The 16,870-nt window shown below is 34.1% G+C and carries 16 protein-coding genes; 7 read left to right on the top strand and 9 right to left on the bottom strand.

The genetic code is table 11. The features are described from left to right. Positions 1-14: 14 nt before the first annotated feature. Together INR76_RS02360 and INR76_RS02365 are read left to right on the top strand one after the other, a co-directional pair. Positions 15-2,642 carry an AsmA-like C-terminal region-containing protein gene (locus INR76_RS02360; protein ID WP_223109066.1) on the top strand — a complete coding sequence of 876 codons (2,628 nt, stop codon included), beginning with the start codon at positions 15-17 and terminating at the stop codon, positions 2,640-2,642. A 74-nt stretch (positions 2,643-2,716) separates the two neighbouring features. After that, complete coding sequence (locus INR76_RS02365; RefSeq protein WP_223109067.1) at positions 2,717-3,367, top strand: LysE family transporter; 651 nt, start codon at positions 2,717-2,719, stop codon at positions 3,365-3,367. Here INR76_RS02365 and INR76_RS02370 read toward each other — a convergent pair. Then, positions 3,364-4,158, bottom strand: a complete 795-nt coding sequence (locus tag INR76_RS02370) for a DUF2797 domain-containing protein (RefSeq protein WP_223109068.1) — start codon at positions 4,156-4,158, stop codon at positions 3,364-3,366. The genes INR76_RS02365 and INR76_RS02370 overlap by 4 nt on opposite strands. A 44-nt stretch (positions 4,159-4,202) precedes the next feature. Between INR76_RS02370 and INR76_RS02375 the strand changes: the two genes are divergently transcribed. Both INR76_RS02375 and INR76_RS02380 read left to right on the top strand, forming a co-directional pair. Beyond that, positions 4,203-5,717: a GH3 auxin-responsive promoter family protein gene (locus INR76_RS02375; protein ID WP_223109069.1), complete on the top strand. Its 1,515-nt coding sequence runs from the start codon at positions 4,203-4,205 to the stop codon at positions 5,715-5,717. A 160-nt stretch (positions 5,718-5,877) separates the two neighbouring features. After that, positions 5,878-6,057 (top strand): hypothetical protein, encoded by a 180-nt coding sequence (locus INR76_RS02380; RefSeq protein WP_223109070.1) that lies wholly within the window; start codon positions 5,878-5,880, stop codon positions 6,055-6,057. 92 nt (positions 6,058-6,149) lie between these two features. Here INR76_RS02380 and clpX read toward each other — a convergent pair whose 3' ends face one another. The 8 genes from clpX to INR76_RS02420 form a co-directional block, all read right to left on the bottom strand. Then, positions 6,150-7,385 (bottom strand): ATP-dependent Clp protease ATP-binding subunit ClpX, encoded by a 1,236-nt coding sequence (gene clpX / locus INR76_RS02385; RefSeq protein ID WP_223109071.1) that lies wholly within the window; start codon positions 7,383-7,385, stop codon positions 6,150-6,152. Positions 7,386-7,425: 40 nt separating this feature from the next. After that, positions 7,426-8,100: an ATP-dependent Clp endopeptidase proteolytic subunit ClpP gene (clpP, locus tag INR76_RS02390; protein WP_223109072.1), complete on the bottom strand. Its 675-nt coding sequence runs from the start codon at positions 8,098-8,100 to the stop codon at positions 7,426-7,428. Between the two features lie 83 nt (positions 8,101-8,183). Then, positions 8,184-9,506 carry a trigger factor gene (tig, locus tag INR76_RS02395; protein ID WP_223109073.1) on the bottom strand — a complete coding sequence of 441 codons (1,323 nt, stop codon included), beginning with the start codon at positions 9,504-9,506 and terminating at the stop codon, positions 8,184-8,186. A 122-nt stretch (positions 9,507-9,628) separates the two neighbouring features. After that, positions 9,629-9,973, bottom strand: a complete 345-nt coding sequence (locus INR76_RS02400; RefSeq protein WP_223109074.1) for a phage holin family protein — start codon at positions 9,971-9,973, stop codon at positions 9,629-9,631. A 77-nt stretch (positions 9,974-10,050) separates the two neighbouring features. Beyond that, positions 10,051-11,589 carry a G-D-S-L family lipolytic protein gene (locus tag INR76_RS02405; RefSeq protein ID WP_223109075.1) on the bottom strand — a complete coding sequence of 513 codons (1,539 nt, stop codon included), beginning with the start codon at positions 11,587-11,589 and terminating at the stop codon, positions 10,051-10,053. 18 nt (positions 11,590-11,607) lie between these two features. Further along, on the bottom strand, positions 11,608-12,858 hold the full coding sequence (locus INR76_RS02410) for an OmpP1/FadL family transporter (RefSeq protein WP_223109076.1): 1,251 nt from the start codon (positions 12,856-12,858) through the stop codon (positions 11,608-11,610). Between the two features lie 102 nt (positions 12,859-12,960). Then, positions 12,961-13,722 (bottom strand): alpha/beta fold hydrolase, encoded by a 762-nt coding sequence (locus INR76_RS02415; RefSeq protein ID WP_223109077.1) that lies wholly within the window; start codon positions 13,720-13,722, stop codon positions 12,961-12,963. A 1-nt stretch (position 13,723) separates the two neighbouring features. Beyond that, complete coding sequence (locus INR76_RS02420; protein ID WP_223109078.1) at positions 13,724-14,437, bottom strand: pyridoxine 5'-phosphate synthase; 714 nt, start codon at positions 14,435-14,437, stop codon at positions 13,724-13,726. An 87-nt stretch (positions 14,438-14,524) separates the two neighbouring features. Here INR76_RS02420 and INR76_RS02425 point away from each other — a divergent pair, with 87 nt between their 5' ends. From INR76_RS02425 to INR76_RS02435, 3 genes are all read left to right on the top strand, one after another. Further along, entirely contained in the window at positions 14,525-15,181 is a 657-nt protein-coding gene (locus INR76_RS02425) for an acetoin utilization protein acuB (RefSeq protein WP_223109079.1), read from the top strand. Positions 15,182-15,184: 3 nt separating this feature from the next. Next, positions 15,185-16,072 carry an NAD kinase gene (locus tag INR76_RS02430; RefSeq protein WP_223109080.1) on the top strand — a complete coding sequence of 296 codons (888 nt, stop codon included), beginning with the start codon at positions 15,185-15,187 and terminating at the stop codon, positions 16,070-16,072. A gap of 99 nt (positions 16,073-16,171) precedes the next feature. Next, the gene (locus INR76_RS02435; RefSeq protein WP_223109081.1) at positions 16,172-16,867 is read left to right on the top strand and encodes a DUF6089 family protein; all 696 of its coding nucleotides are present in this window, start codon (positions 16,172-16,174) and stop codon (positions 16,865-16,867) included. Positions 16,868-16,870 lie beyond the last annotated feature (3 nt).

Genomic DNA, 16,870 nt, shown 5'->3' on the forward strand with positions numbered 1-16,870 from the left:
GATAAGTTGTAATTATGAAAAAGATTTTAAAGATAATAGGTGTTTTAATAGTGATTATATTGCTTTTTCTTATAGCAGCGCCTTTTCTATTTAAAGGTTCACTAGAAAAATTGCTAAAGAAAAACATCAATCAAAACCTCAACGCAACTGTTGAATGGAGAGAAATGGATTTAAGTCTTTTTAAAAGTTTTCCAGATGCAGCTGTGGTTATTAATGATTTTAGCGTTGTAAACAAATCACCCTTTGAAGGAGATACACTTGCTAAAGGAAAAACAATCAAACTGGATATGGGTGTGATGCAACTGCTTAAAAGTAGTGACGAGCCTATAATTGTTGATGCCTTACAACTTGATGATGCGTTTATAAACATTAAGGTAGATTCTTTAGGTAATGCCAATTATGATATTGCCATAAAAGAAGATGCACCGATAACCCAAAGCAAAACAGAAGCCACATCTAGTAATGAAGGATTTACATTCAACCTTCAACATTATGAGATTAATGATTCTCAAATCAATTATTTAGATGAAGCAACCAAGACATTCTTAACCTTAAAAGATGTCAATCACGAAGGTACAGGTGATTTTTCACTAGACGTTTCAGAATTAAAAACACAAACCAATGCTTTGGTCTCACTTAAAATTGAAGATATTGAGTATTTAAGTGAGAATACAGTGTCACTAGATGCTGTTTTTAACATGGATTTGAAAAATCAGAAATATACTTTTCTTGATAATGAAGCAAAAATCAATGAACTACCGCTCACCTTTGACGGTTTTTTTAAGGTGAATGAAACCCATAATGAAATTGACCTTACCTTTAAAACACCTTCTTCAGACTTTAAAAACTTTCTAGCCGTTATCCCTAAAGAGTACGTGAAAGACATTAATAACGTAACTACTACAGGTAATTTTAGCGTACAGGGTATGCTCAAAGGTAAAATTGATGAAACGTATATTCCTACTATGGATATAAGCGTACAAAGTGACAATGCCTCTTTTAAATATCCAGATTTACCAAAAGCCGTTGAAAACATTCATATTGATGCTGTTTTAAAAAATGAAACTGGCTTAATAAAAGATACCTATCTCAATATTGGCGGCTTGACCTTTAAAATTGACAATGAAACATTTACTGCAAACGGAAGCATTAAAAACCTTACTGAAAATGCCTTAGTAAATATGGCTCTTAAAGGCACCATCAACCTTGCCAATATAGAAAAAATTCTTCCTGTTGAAATGGAACAAAACCTTACCGGTGTGTTTAAAGCAGATATAACGACAAATTTTGATATGCAGTCTATAGAAAAGGAGCAATATCAAAACATTAAAAGTTCGGGTACAGCGAGTATTTCTGGGTTTAACTACAACGATGCAGCTTTTAAAAACGAACTAAAAATTAGCAATGCTTCTACCACATTTTCACCAGGTGTAATTAAGCTTACCAGTTTTAAAGCCTCAACAGGAAACACAGATGTTTCGGCCACCGGAACCATGCAAAATTTAATTCCGTGGGTGATGGCCAAACAAGACCTAAAAGGTTCTTTTAACGTACAATCAAATACTTTTAATGTAAATGATTTTATGACTTCGGAAACAGGTGAAAAAACTAAAAGTTCTTCTGAAGAAAATAATAAATCACAAAACTCTACTGTCAAAGAAGCGATTAAAATTCCAGATTTTTTAGATGCAACGCTTAACTTTTCGGCAAACACAGTTCTTTATGACAATCTTAATTTGACCAATGTTAAAGGAACAGCTACTATTAAAGATGAAACAGCAACATTAAGTAACGTGACTTCCAATATTTTTGGTGGAAATATTGCACTAGGCGGAAATGTTTCAACCAAAAACACCACCCCAACTTTTGCAATGAATCTTGATTTAAGCAAGATTGACATTGATGAATCGTTTAAAAACCTAGAGTTACTTCAGTTTTTAGCACCCATTGCAAAAGCATTACAAGGTAATTTAAGCACCAAAATTGATCTAAATGGTGAATTAACCAATGACCTTACACCAAAAATTTCAACTCTGGCCGGTAATGCTGTTGCACAAATATTAACTGCAGAAGTTGACAAACAAGAACTACCATTACTCTCACGATTGGGTGAAAAGGTTTCTTTTCTTAATATTGACAGACTTAGCTTGCGTGATGTAAGCACAGTTTTAAAATTTAATAACGGAAATATTGAAGTGCAACCATTTGATTTTGATGTAAAAGGCATTAATGTTGCGGTACGAGGAAATCACGGTCTCGATAAAAGCATAAACTACAATGCTACGCTCGATGTACCCGGAAAATATTTAGGCGGCGATGTTTCAAATTTATTGGCAAAACTAGACCCCGAAAATGCTCAAAATGTTACTGTAAATGTACCGGTAAATATAAACGGAACACTTAATAATCCTTCAATTTCTGTTGATACAAAGTCTGCAGTTTCTGAACTTACACAACGATTGATCGAAAAACAAAAACAAGAATTAAAAGATAAAGGAACTGATATTCTTGGTGATATTCTCGGCGGCGGAAACAAAAAAGACTCTACAGACACACAGCAAAACACCACGACGGTAGTTAAAGATATTTTAGGAGGTATTTTTGGCGGAAAGAAAAAAGATACTACCAATAACGGAGGTTAACTTTAAGGTTCCCTTGCATTTTAATTGCATTACAAATCCTATATTAATGCATTAAATATTTAACCTCATACTAGATGGTATATGACATTATAATGCTGTTGGTTTTTTTACTCACGGGTTTTTTGGCCTCTGGACTTGGTGCAATTCCTGCAAGTTCTTCAAACGTTGCTGTTGTTACCACGACGTTGAAAAAATCTTTTAAAAAAGGTTTTAAAATTACTATTGGAGCGGCTATTGGTAGTGTAATTCTATCTTATATTGCTTTAAATTACAGCCGCATGTTTACTGATTTTTTTGAAGAAAACCGCTGGCTTCAATATAGCTTTGTTTTTACATTTTTTGTGATAGGCGTTTTAGTGTTACTACGAAAACGATTTAAGCTAGATTTTAAAAATCCTCTTTCTGAAAATTGGCAAATAGGTGGTTTTTGGAAAGGACTTTTTTTAGCCCTATTAAATCCTCCAGCACTTATTTTCTGGATTGTATTAATAAGTATTGCAAACAGATATCTTTTCACTCTTTCTAAATTCAGTCCTGTTTTAAATTTAATTTTATTTTTTGCAGGGATCTTCTTCGGAAAAATTATTACGCTGTATTACTACGGAAAAATGAGTGATCACTTTAAAGATAGACAACAAAAAAACAACCCCATAATTTACAATATTATTGGCGCCGCACTAGTTGTAGGATCTGTTGTGCAGTTTATAAGAATGTTAATGGATTAAGCTACTTTAATAGAAACCACATACCCTTCATTTCCGCGTACATTAAACACAGTATTATCTTCAAAAATCAAATATTGTGCTTTAATTCCTTTTAAAACTCCTTCGTAAAATGGGGTTTTTTGTAGGTTTAAACTTTTAAGCTTGGTAGGGTATTGCAATACGGGGAATTCTAGATTGGTTTCGGTATTATTTTCAATATAATAATCTTTCGCTTCTTCAGGAATGTACTGTTTTAAGTTATTACGCCACGCTACCAAGTTCTCGTCTTTAATATCATTTTTAAGCATAGTACGCCAGTTGGTTTTATCTGCTACGTGGTCTTTTAAGGCTACTTCGGTTATTCCGGCTAAATACCTATTTGGTACTTCTACAATTTCAATTGCTTCGTGTGCACCTTGATCAATCCAGCGTGTAGGCACTTGCGTTTTTCTAGTAACGCCTACTTTTACATTGCTACTATTGGCAAGATAGACAATGTGTGGTTGCAACTGTACTTTCTTTTCATATTCTAGGTCACGATCTTCCTTATCAAGATGGGCTGTACTCAATTCTGGTTTCATAATCCAGTCTGCAGCTTGCGGAATTTCATAAAAACAGTCATAACAAAAACCTTGTCTATAGATTTTTTTTTCTAGGCCGCAATTAAGACATTGAAATTTCAGAAAATTTATTGAAACCTTTTTGTCTAGTAATTGATTGACATTGAGGAAGTCATTTTCAAACACTAAGTAATACTGAATAGGCGAGCCGTTTTCAGTCTTCATTTTAGTTAATACACCTTCGTAATTCATAAAAAGAAAATTCTTATTTTTATGCTTTAAAGATAGGTTAAAATATGCCAATCCCCATAGTAAACTCCATCGCTTCGTGGTTTTTAAAGAAACGATTTCATCAAATTGAATTGTTTCTGAAATATCCTATAGAAGTTCAGGAAGAACTAATGCACGTTTTGCTAGAAAAAGCAAAACATACCGAAATAGGAAAAGAATATGACTTCGCATCTATAAAAACCTATAAAGATTTTGCAGAGCGAATTCCCATCACCACGTATGAAGATAATGAAGCTCGTATTGAACGTGCCAGACAAGGTGAAACCAACATCTTTTGGCCCAAACCTATAAAGTGGTTTGCAAAAAGTAGCGGTACCACCAATGCCAAAAGTAAATTTATCCCTGTAAGTGAAGAATCGCTAGAACACTGCCACTACGCCGCCAGTAAAGATTTGTTATGTATGTACCTCAACAACAATCCAGACTCGCAGCTATTTGTTGGTAAAGGATTAAGACTAGGCGGCAGTAAAGAACTCTATAAGGATAATGGTACCGTGTATGGTGACTTATCTGCTATTTTAATAGACAATATGCCTTTTTGGGCAGAGTTTAGCAGCACACCAAGCAATGAAGTTTCATTAATGGGTGATTGGGAAACCAAAATGGATGCAATTGTCAATCAAACCATAAAAGAGAAAGTAACTAGCCTTGCCGGAGTTCCTTCTTGGATGCTTGTTTTACTGAATAATGTTATTGAAAAAAGCGGTAAAGATAATTTATTTGAAATTTGGCCCAACTTAGAAGTTTATTTTCATGGTGGTGTGAGCTTTGAGCCTTATGTAGAGCAATATAAAAAACTATTGCCTCGCGATACATTTCGGTATTATGAAATTTATAATGCTTCGGAAGGATTTTTTGCTATTCAAGATCGCAACAATAGCAATGAATTACTGTTAATGCTTGACTACGGAATTTTTTATGAATTTATCCCGATGGACACTTATGGTACTTCAGAAGAAAAGGTAATCCCGTTAAGTGAGGTAGAAAAAGGCAAAAATTATGCAATAGTTATTACTACCAATGCTGGCTTGTGGAGATACAAAATAGGCGACACCATACGTTTTACCTCAATCAATCCCTATAGAATTAAGGTAACAGGGCGCACCAAGCATTTTATCAATGCCTTTGGCGAAGAATTAATCATAGAAAATGCAGAAGCTGCCCTTAGAAAAGCTACTCAATTAACCCAAACCGAAATTGTAGATTATACAGCTGCACCTATTTTTATGGACGGAAATAAAAAAGGAGCACACGAGTGGATTATCGAGTTTAAAACTCCACCAGATGACTTTGACTTTTTCTGTCAATTGCTCGATAAAGCACTTCAAGAAGTTAATAGCGATTATGAAGCTAAACGAAATAATAATACTACGCTGAGAGCTCCCACAATTCATGCTGCACGAGAACAATTGTTTTATGATTGGTTAAAAAACAAAAATAAACTTGGCGGTCAACATAAAGTACCGCGTTTGTCAAATACTAGAACGTATCTAGAAGAGCTTCTTTTACTTAATAAATAACCCTTTAAAAACAGGACTCTCAACGATGATTTTTTCACTTAATCGAAAATGAAAAAACAGCGTGTTTTTAAACGAATTTCTATATCCGTTCAACTAAATTTTTTGGTACTATTTTTCTTACACAGTACGTTTGTGTCAAATTAATAGCTTAATAAGCGTTATGAAAAAAGTAGTATTTATCGTATTTGGAATTCTTTTAATTCTTTCAACTGCATCTTGTGCAACTGCAACTTCGGTAAAGGATCAAGATATTGCCGGTTATACACTTAAAAACAAGAAAGAACAGATGCAACAGAAAATTCTTCATAAGAAGAACAAGACTGTTATTGCAACACCATAATATTATACATTAGATTAGTTTAAGTTAGATAAAAAGCCCCGAAGATTAATTTCTTCGAGGCTTTTTTGATTTTTTAGAATATGTGATTTTTTTTATGAAACTGCTTTTAACTTTTTAATAGTTGATTTATTCAATTTTTCTTCAGCATATTCTTTGGTTACGTGTAAGGTTTTGTTTTCGGTTCCTGGTAACTCAAACATAGCGTCTGTTAATACAGCCTCACACAATGAACGTAGCCCTCTTGCTCCTAGTTTATACTCTACAGCTTGTTCTACGATAAAATCGAGTGCTTCTTCAGTAACTACCAATTCTATTTCATCCATTTCAAACAGTTTAATATACTGTTTGATAATAGCATTTTTGGGTACTGTCAAGATATCTTTTAAAGCACCTTTATCTAGAGGGTTCATATATGTTAATACCGGCAAACGACCAATAATTTCAGGTATTAAACCGAAATCTTTTAAATCCTTCGGAATAATATATTTAAGCATATTATCGCGCTCTAGTGTATCTTCCTTTTTTGAAGCACTAAAGCCTACAGCTTGCAAGTTTAATCGTTTTGAAATTTTCTTTTCAATACCATCAAAAGCTCCTCCTGCAATGAAGAGGATATTTTCGGTATCTACTTCTATAAATTTTTGATCGGGATGCTTACGGCCACCTTTAGGAGGAACATTTACTGTTGTTCCTTCTAGAAGCTTTAACAGCGCTTGCTGCACACCTTCTCCACTTACATCTCGTGTAATGGACGGGTTGTCGCTTTTACGGGCTATTTTATCAATTTCATCAATAAAAACGATTCCGTTTTGAGCTTTTTCAACGTTGTAATCTGCTGCTTGAAGCAAACGGGTTAAAATGCTTTCTACATCTTCACCTACATAGCCTGCTTCGGTTAAAACAGTTGCGTCAACTATAGCCAATGGTACATTTAACATTCTAGCTACTGTTTTGGCAACTAATGTTTTTCCTGTTCCTGTTTCTCCTACAATGATGATGTTACTTTTTTGTATTTCAATATCATCGTCGCTTTTTGGCTGAAGCAATCGTTTATAATGATTATAAACAGCAACAGACATTACTTTTTTTGTATTTTCTTGTCCTATTACATAATCATCTAAAAAAGCCTTTATAGTGGTTGGCTTCTTTAACATAACATCTTTTGATATTTCACTTTTTGTAGAATGCAATGCTTCTTCTACAACAATGCCATGAGCTTGTTCTATACAACGATCACAAATATGAGCATCAAGACCGGCAATTAATAAGCTGGTCTCTGCTTTTTTTCTTCCACAAAAGGAACATTCTAATCCTTCTTCTTTCGACATATTATTTGATGTTTTTCAAAAATTAAAACTTAAAGTTTTTTTAATTACGGTTTAAAATTTCATCAATCATACCGTAATCCAAAGCTTTATCTGCTTTCATCCAGTAATCGCGGTCGCTATCTTCATATACTTTCTCATATTTTTGACCACTATGTTTTGCGATGATTTTGTACAATTCTTCTTTTAAAGTAATTATTTCACGAGCTGTAATTTCAATATCACTTGCTTGTCCTTGAGCACCTCCTAATGGTTGGTGAATCATGACACGTGAGTGTGTTAAACCACTGCGTTTTCCTTTTTCTCCTGCACATAACAATACTGCTGCCATAGAAGCTGCCATACCTGTACATATAGTTGCTACGTCTGGTTTTATGAATTGCATGGTATCATATATACCTAAACCAGCATAAACACTACCGCCGGGCGAATTAATATATATTTGAATATCTTTTGAAGCATCTGTACTTTCTAAAAACAATAATTGTGCTTGAACAATGTTTGCTACTTGATCACTTATTCCTGTACCTAAGAAAATGATACGATCCATCATTAAACGTGAAAAAACATCCATTGCAACAGCATTCATCTGGCGTTCTTCTATAATATTTGGGGTAAGACCTACCGGGTTCATACTACTTACTATTTTATCGTAATACAAACTGCTTACTCCTTGATCTTTGATAGCAAACTTTTTAAATTCTTTTCCGTAGTCCATAAATTTTTTTATCTCTTTTCTTTAAACAAATTAGGCGTTGAAGCTATATATTCAACGCCTAAAGATACCTTTTTTTTACTGAATTATGAGTACGCTTCTTTTATGAAATCATCATAAGAAACTTCTTTTTCTTTCAGTTTTGCATTTTCTTTAAAGAACTCAAGCATTTTATTGGTATTTAACTGCTCTGTCATTCTTTTTACTTCTTCTTCATTGCTTAAAATACGTGCTGCAATTCCGTCTAGCTCTTCGTCACTTGGGTTTGTGTTGCCAAATTGAGCCATCTGTGCTTTGATCATCTGCTTGCTGTAATCTTTCAACTCATCAAATGAAACTTGTAAATCGTTTTCATTGCGTATTTTACCTTCAATTAATTGATAACGAAGTCCTTTTTCACTGCGCTCATATTCAGCTTTTGCTTCTTCTTCAGTCATTGGTTTTTCACCAGATACTTGAATCCACTTTTGTAAAAATTCTGTTGGAAGATCAAATTTTGTATTTTCAATTAAGTCTTCAACTACATCATTCAATAGCTTTTGATCACTTTGTTGTTCAAATTGCTTCTCAGCATCTTCCTTAATTTTGGCACGAAGTTCTTCTTCAGATGTTACTTCTCCTTCTCCAAATAGTTTATCAAAAAACTCTTGGTTCATTTCGGCCATTTCTCTGGTATTGATTTCTTCTACTTTAAAATCTACTTTGATATCTAAGCCGTGAGCGTCATCGTGAGATACACCTAAGTGTTTTTGGTTGTCATGATCATCGTTAAAAAGCCCTTTTGTTTTTAAGGTAATTACATCTCCAATTTTAGCATCTTTTAATGCTTTTAATTGTTTTTTACCTTTTATAATTTCTGTACTAAAGGTTGTTGGTTTGTCAATGTCATTTTCATCAGAGGTGAAAGTTCCTGTAATTTCATCACCGTCTTCTACTTTATCTTTTGCAATTAATTTACCGTATTGTTTGCGTATTGACTCTACTTGATTATCAATCATTTTATCATCTGCAACAATCTTATAGCGTGTAACAGCTTTTTTTCCTTTTACATCAACGTCAAATTCTGGTGCTAGACCTAAATCAAATTCAAAAGTGAAGTTTTCGGCGTTCCAATCTACATCCTTTTCATTTTTAGGAATTGGATTACCAAGCACATCTAGTTTTTCTTCGGTTAAATACTTGTGTAAATTATCTTGAAGTAATTTGTTTACTTCTTCAACCAAAACTGCTGTTCCGTATTGTTTTTTAACCATTCCCATAGGCACGTGCCCTTTTCTAAAACCGGGAATGTTTGCGTTTTTACGATAGTTCTTCAGAATAGATTCTACCTTATCTGAGTAATCATCTTTTGAAATTTCTACTGTAAGTACAGCATTTAAGCTATCAATGTCTTTTTTTGTAATATTCATTTTTCTGAAAAATTTACCTCAAGAGGTTGTTTTTTGTCTTTTTCTTTTCCTTAAAATTTCGGGTTGCAAAAATAACACAAATTACGCAAGACAACAAATAGTATAGCCTGTATTTCAATTAGTTATTTTTCAGTCTTTAAAACTGAAAATAAAATAGATTGTAAAAAGGAAAGTAAAAGACTAAACAACAGGGCCCACCAAATATTTGAAACAGCAAAACCGCTAACAAACCAATCTGCCATTAAAATAATAATACCATTAATAATTAGTAAAAAAAGTCCTAATGTGATAATGGTAACAGGAAGTGTTAATATAATAAGTATTGGCTTTACAATAAAACGAAGTAACGCAATAACAATTGCCACAATAATAGCCGATACATACCCTTCAACAGCTACACCTGGAAGTATTTTAGCGAGAATTACCACTGCGATTGCTGTGAGTAATATTTTTAATAATGTATTCATCCTTTTGTTTTTATAAAGATAAAAAAACCGTTTCAGAAAAAACTGAAACGGTTTTTAATTGATGTATTTATTTGAAATTATTGAGCCGGAGCGTTGTTTGCCAATGTTATAGTTGCATAGTTACCAATTTCAACTTTAGGAAGAGTTGCATTGTACTTAGCATTAATAGCACTGATAATAACATTTGTTGTATATGCATAACCTCGTGGTGTAGGGTGCACACCATCTAAAGAAAATGCTCCTCCTGTTGCAAATGCCGAAGTTAATACCCCTCCATTATAAACTACTCCTTCTTCTGCTACTCTTTTAAGTGCAGCACGTGCATCTACAAAAGCTAAATCATTAGCACTTGCAAGAGCTTGAATTGTCGCATTATATGATGCAGACGCAGTTGATACACGAGCTTGTTCTTGTGTTGTTAGCACAAACTCATCACCTAACGGAATTGAAACACCAATAATGTTTGTTGGAACATCTGGATTAGGTGTTGTTCCAATCACCGATGAAGCAGGAAGTACAATTAAATCATTAGCTTTTACTTGCCTTAATTGTCCTAAAAGTTCTGCTGTAGGAGCTGGAATCCCTTGACCAATTAATACTTGAGTAATATCTGTTAAATCGTCATCTGTCATAATAGGAAAGTTTTGCCCAGCAGAAAAACTAACGGCTCTCATATCTGCTTCTTCTTGAGATATAAAACCTGCAGCCACTAATCCTGGTAAAACTTGGGTATTATATAAAGCGAATTGTGCATTTAATTGAGCAGCAGTAGCAGCGTCAAGCGGCACAACCTGTGTAGGAACTGTAGTAAAATAAGGAATTGACGTAACATCTGGAATGTTGATTAATACACCTCCTGAAGCACTTCCAGCCAAAGCTTGTACTTCTTGACTATACACAGACGCAAATACATTTGGATCTGTAATATCATTTGGACCATACGTTGAAGGGTCAATATTTCCGGTTTGATCTACTCCTACTCCACCTGATGTAGCATATGATAAAATATCATTGTTCCCTATCCATAATGAAAAGAAAGTAGGATTTTGAGATGCTGCATCATTAATAATAGTAGCATTAGCACTTGTTGCAATACGTGCGTAATATGGATTTGCTGTCCCGGTTGGAACACCACCTACGTTACCATACCCTGGTGCGACTAAGTGAAAACTTTTGGCTCCCGGTACACCCATATTATTGAAAGGTCCGGTTGGTCCATTGGTTACTTCCGTTGTTGGGCTTCCTTGCAAACGTACTGGAGCACTATTGCCATTAGCATCTACAGAGAGGACCAAACGGTTATCTGTAATTTGTTGTCCATTTAACAATAAACCTCCAAGGTTATCATTCATTAATGGTTGTGTAAAGTCTCCACCTCCGGCAAACTCAAATTGTCCTGCCAAAATATTTGGGAATGAACTTTGCTGCCCTGTAATATACAAAGCACCGTCTGCAAATCCGGCGGTTAGGGAGTTACCAACTGCAACATAATTTGAAAAGTTGGTACTTCCGCTATCATAAACCCCATCTTCATTTACTGGGTTTTCAAATTCTGGTTCACAACTTACAAAGCCAATTGCTAGTAAGCCTAAACATATATATAAAGTTTTTTTCATTGTTTTCAATTTTTCAAATTACAGTTTATACGATACTCCTAGACCTGGTACAAATGCATTAGATTTATACGTACCTCTAAATGGTGCTTGCACTCCTTGATCAAAGTAAAAGTCATATGACGCATCTACTTCATTAAAATGTAAATAAAGGAATGATGCATCTATCTGAAAGTGTTCTCCAACATTTACAGTTAATCCTGCAGTGTAACCATTACTATCATTTCTAGGTGTTTCAGGAGCAAAATATCCATCTCTTACCGGAGTCTCATCAAAATAATACCCTGCACGTAAAGTAAACATGTCGGTTACTTCATACTGCAACCCAAATCTATATGTTGAAGCATTTTTGTAGTTTCTTAAGTTTTCTGAATCTGGTACTTGCGGATTTGCAAAGTCAATACTTAATGATTCATACACATCCCAATAAGCTCTGTTAAAATCAAAAGCGAAGGTCCATTTATCACAAAACTCATAACTTAAACCTACAGTTAATTCAGCAGGCATTGGTAAAGAAGCGTCAAAATTAGTGTCTGTAAATGGTGTTAATGGTGAATTAGGAACGTTTTGAAAGTCTGCGTCACCATTTTCTGCTTCAAGTATAATTTCAGAACGGTAATTTGCACCTATTCTTAAGTTATCTGTTGGATTAAACATAAATCCTGCAGTCCATCCCCAATTGGTAACCCCAGAAGCATCAATAGTTACTTCAGAACGGTTTCCGTCTAGGTCTGTAAGAGATCTAGAAAGGTTTCTGTTAAAGTTTACAGATCCTGTTACATAGATAGGACCACCACCTACACTAAATTTATCATTAACTTTTAATGAAACACTACCTTGAATAAAGATAGCTTGTAAGTCAATATTGTTTACTAAGTGAGATCCTGCCCAATCATCTTCATACTCAACTGTACTACCATATGGTGTATAAACACCAAGACCAAAGGCTAACCAGTCTGTAGCTTGATATGAAGCGTACAAATATAAAGGTGTACTTACAGGGCTGTCTGTTTCAGCGTAGGTTCCAAAAGTTTCATTTTGATACGCTACACTAGAAAAAACACCGCTCACACCAGCAGAAACACTTATTTTGTTTTCTAAATATACTAGTCCTGCAGGGTTAAAAAACACACTTTCTGCGCTGTTAACAACAGCAACGCCCGTATGTCCCATAGCAAGTGCTTTGTTACCTTGTAAGCTCACACGATATCCGCCAGCATACGTTACTGCCGTAGCAAGTGCAAATACGGCAAGTAGTAGAATTTTCTTCATAATTGTTTGGAGTTAAATTAATGTATTGTTTCTATCTTAAATGCACAATTTATATAAATTTTATAATTTATTATGCATACATAATAAAAGTATATTACAATGTTATAAAAAATTCATAACATTTTGATAAAATTCTTCAGGATTTTCTGCGTGAAGCCAATGACCTGCATTTTTTACGGTTTTAATTATCGCATTTGGAAAATGTTTATGTATTAACAACTCATCCATTTGCTGAATATACCCAGATTGATCACCTTTTAAAAATAATGTATCACCTTCAAACTTTGCTTCTGCATCAAGTGGCTTTCCTACTTCATCAATTTGTTTTGTTAATACCGGCAGATTCATTCGAAGGGCTAATTTTCCTTTTTCTATCCAATACAAGTTTTTCAATAAAAATTGACGAACACCCTTTTCTTTTACATAATTAGATAGTTTTTTATCTGCTTCTGAACGGCTTTCTATTTCAGAAAAATCTAAAGACGCTAGTCCTTTTAGTATATCTTGATGATGCTGAGGATATTCTTTGGGCGCAATATCTGCTACAAGTAATTTTGAAATCAAACCAGGGTACATGGTAGCACATTGCATTGCAGTTTTCCCCCCCATTGAGTGACCTAATATAATAACAGCGCTTAAATCGTGTTCATCACAATAATCTTTAATGTCTTGAGCCATTACTTTATAGTTATGCTCATCGTCATGAAAACTACGCCCGTGATTTCTTTGATCAATAAGATGAACTTGATAACCACTTTCGGCAAAACGATTACCAAGCGTTTTCCAATTGTCACTCATCCCTAAAAAGCCGTGAAGAATTAAAAAAGGGGTTCCTTCACCAAAAATTTGTGAATGTACTATCATGTTATTTCAGTTTTGTTAGGTATTGTTGAATTACCGCATCAAGACCTTCATAAATTGCTTCGCAAATTAAAGCATGCCCAATAGAAACTTCTTGTAAATGCGGTACGTTTTCTTTAAAATAACGAATATTTTTTAAAGATAGATCATGACCTGCGTTAATACCCAAATCAAGTTGATGCGCCAAATGAGCACAATCTACATACGGTTGTATTGCCGCTTTATTATTTTTTACAAATCCTTCTGCAAAGGCTTCGGTGTATAACTCTATTCTATCTGTTCCTGTGTTTGCAGCACCTTCAATCATATCTAGGTTAGGATCTACAAAGATTGAAGTTCTTATTCCGTTATTTTTAAATTCAGAAATCAACTCGGCTAGATAATCTTTGTGTTTTATAGTATCCCAACCTGCATTTGAGGTTATTGCATCTTCGGCATCTGGCACAAGAGTTACTTGGGTAGGTTTAACCTCTAATACCATATCAACAAACTTTTTTATGGGATTACCTTCAATATTATATTCTGTAGTTACAATTGGTTTTAAATCATACACATCGTCATAACGTATGTGACGTTGGTCTGGCCGTGGATGAATTGTGATACCTTGAGCTCCAAATTTTTGCACATCTTTTGCTACTTGCACCACGTTGGGCATATTTCCACCTCTTGCATTGCGCAGGGTCGCTATTTTGTTAATATTTACACTTAATTTTGTCATATTTTTAATTTATGATTAACAAAAATACAAAGGTTCTACAGGCTTTTCCATTTATATTTTAAGTAATTTGCATAAAAAGAATTTGTTTTGGATACTTTAAATTACATACTGAATGATGTTTCTCCTTTTGCAATTTCTTCGACCATAAAAGATTTACAAAAGGCGTTTAATAATTTGACCTATTCTCATCTTCCGGTTAAGAATGATGGTATATATATAGGTTGTGTCTCAGAAACAGACGTACACTGTTTTGATTCTGATAAAAAACTTAATGATTATCAATACGCACTAGAAGGATTTTTTGTTCGGAAAGACACAAACTGGCTTGATATCCTTGAAGCATTTGCACTTCACAACAGCAACATTATGCCTATTCTTGATAACGACAACACCTATCTTGGTTATTATGAGCTTGGTGATATTATGAGCTTATTTAACAATACGCCATTTTTAAATGAATCTGGTGCCATCATTGTTATTGAAAAAGGTCTTAATGACTATTCGTTCAGTGAAATTTGTCAAATTGTTGAAAGTAATGGTACTCGAATTTTTGGTGTATTTGTTTCAAAAATTGAAGGTGACAAAATGCAAGCTACTATAAAAATTGGCCATACCGGAATGAATGCAATAGTTCAAACCTTTAGAAGATACAACTACACTGTACTTAGCAAACACGAAGAAGACAAGTATCTTGAAGATTTAAAACAACGTTCAGATTATTTAGACAAATATTTAAATATGTAACCCATGAAAATAGGCATTTACGGTCAATTTTATCATAAAAATTCTGAAACCTATATTCAGCTCATTCTTGATGCACTAAAAAATAAAAATGTAAGCGTTTTTATAGAAGAAAATTTTCTGGACATTATCAATATGAATAATGAAATCACTAGAAATTTTTCAAATTTTGAAACCTTCACCGAACTAGACAGCAGCTACGACCTTTTTTTTAGCATAGGCGGTGACGGTACAATTTTAAAATCTATAACGTTTGTTAAAGATCTAGACATTCCTATTGTTGGTATTAACACAGGTCGTTTAGGTTTTTTGGCAACAATTCAAAAAGAAGAAATCACCCAAAGCCTTTCAAAAATCCTTGATGGGGATTATTTAATTTCTGAAAGAAGCTTACTCACCGTATCTACCACTCCCGAAAATACTGAAATAAAACCCTCTTTAAATTTTGCTTTAAATGAAATAGCTGTTAATCGTAAAAACACTACCTCTATGATAAAAGTAGAGACCAATGTTAATGGCAAACATTTAACTTCCTATTGGTCTGACGGATTAATTGTTGCTACTCCTACCGGCTCTACCGGTTATTCATTGAGTTGTGGAGGACCTGTAATTGAGCCTAGTGCAAAAAATATTGTCATTACGCCTATTGCTCCTCACAACCTCAATGCCAGACCTTTGGTTCTTCCAGACAACAACAAACTAACTTTAAAAGTTTCAGGAAGAGAAAAATCATATTTAGTTTCGTTAGACTCCCGTATTGCTACACTTGAAAACAACACAACCATTCACATAAGTAAAGCTTCATTTTCAATCAAACTAGTTCAACTTGCAGAAGATAGCTTTATTAAAACCCTCCGAAAAAAATTATTATGGGGTGAAGACAAACGTAACTAGACAATAAAAAGCAGTAAAACATGTTAACTTTCACAGAGTAATTCGCTTCTATAGTTATAAAGCGAAGTTTATTATTATATTTGCAAACTTTTAAGGTATATGAAATACATCGCGACCGTATTTTTAGTAGTAACAAGCACATTTTTAGTACATTCGCAAACCTATGAGGTTGGCGGTATGATAGGTGGTGCAAATTACATAGGTGATGTAGGACGCACCAACTATATAGCCCCAAATACTATGGCTTTTGGTGGAATTTTTAAATGGAACAGAAGTCCTAGACATTCCTTTAGAGCTTCAGTTTTGATAGCCAATATTGAAGGAGATGACCTTAACTCAAACCAAGAAAGACGTCAACAAAGAGGTTTATCTTTTTCAAATACTATAAATGAAATATCATTAGGTATGGAGTTTACTTTTTGGGATTTTAGCATGTACAGCGGCAAACCAGCAGGTGCTCCTTATTTATATACCGGGCTCACCTATTTTTGGTACGATGCACTGTACAAAAGGCCTGAAGACAATTTAATTGTAAAGTATGGTGGCGCATCAGATATTGCAATACCTATGGTTGTAGGTTACAAAACTAGCTTAGCAAATAGATTTGTATTAGGCTTTGAGATTGGCGCACGTTATACTTTTACAGATGACCTTGATGGCAGCAATCCCGTTAGAGATAAAGAAGAATTTGATATGTTAAAATTTGGGAACACAAACAGTGATGATTGGTATGTTTTTACTGGAATCACATTAACTGTAACCTTTGGCAGAAAACCTTGCTATTGTAATTTTTAACAC

Origin of the sequence: Marixanthomonas sp. SCSIO 43207 (assembly GCF_019904255.1) — a bacterium.
Taxonomy (GTDB): Bacteria; Bacteroidota; Bacteroidia; order Flavobacteriales; family Flavobacteriaceae; genus Marixanthomonas.

What these genes read in the sequence shown, in the direction of transcription:
- INR76_RS02360 (WP_223109066.1), top strand. Translation starts at nt 15, where the DNA reads ATGAAAAAGATTTTAAAGATAATAGGTGTTTTAATAGTGATTATATTG.
- INR76_RS02365 (WP_223109067.1), top strand. Translation starts at nt 2,717, where the DNA reads ATGGTATATGACATTATAATGCTGTTGGTTTTTTTACTCACGGGTTTT.
- INR76_RS02370 (WP_223109068.1), bottom strand. Translation starts at nt 4,158, where the DNA reads ATGAATTACGAAGGTGTATTAACTAAAATGAAGACTGAAAACGGCTCG.
- INR76_RS02375 (WP_223109069.1), top strand. Translation starts at nt 4,203, where the DNA reads ATGCCAATCCCCATAGTAAACTCCATCGCTTCGTGGTTTTTAAAGAAA.
- INR76_RS02380 (WP_223109070.1), top strand. Translation starts at nt 5,878, where the DNA reads ATGAAAAAAGTAGTATTTATCGTATTTGGAATTCTTTTAATTCTTTCA.
- clpX (WP_223109071.1), bottom strand. Translation starts at nt 7,385, where the DNA reads ATGTCGAAAGAAGAAGGATTAGAATGTTCCTTTTGTGGAAGAAAAAAA.
- clpP (WP_223109072.1), bottom strand. Translation starts at nt 8,100, where the DNA reads ATGGACTACGGAAAAGAATTTAAAAAGTTTGCTATCAAAGATCAAGGA.
- tig (WP_223109073.1), bottom strand. Translation starts at nt 9,506, where the DNA reads ATGAATATTACAAAAAAAGACATTGATAGCTTAAATGCTGTACTTACA.
- INR76_RS02400 (WP_223109074.1), bottom strand. Translation starts at nt 9,973, where the DNA reads ATGAATACATTATTAAAAATATTACTCACAGCAATCGCAGTGGTAATT.
- INR76_RS02405 (WP_223109075.1), bottom strand. Translation starts at nt 11,589, where the DNA reads ATGAAAAAAACTTTATATATATGTTTAGGCTTACTAGCAATTGGCTTT.
- INR76_RS02410 (WP_223109076.1), bottom strand. Translation starts at nt 12,858, where the DNA reads ATGAAGAAAATTCTACTACTTGCCGTATTTGCACTTGCTACGGCAGTA.
- INR76_RS02415 (WP_223109077.1), bottom strand. Translation starts at nt 13,722, where the DNA reads ATGATAGTACATTCACAAATTTTTGGTGAAGGAACCCCTTTTTTAATT.
- INR76_RS02420 (WP_223109078.1), bottom strand. Translation starts at nt 14,437, where the DNA reads ATGACAAAATTAAGTGTAAATATTAACAAAATAGCGACCCTGCGCAAT.
- INR76_RS02430 (WP_223109080.1), top strand. Translation starts at nt 15,185, where the DNA reads ATGAAAATAGGCATTTACGGTCAATTTTATCATAAAAATTCTGAAACC.
- INR76_RS02435 (WP_223109081.1), top strand. Translation starts at nt 16,172, where the DNA reads ATGAAATACATCGCGACCGTATTTTTAGTAGTAACAAGCACATTTTTA.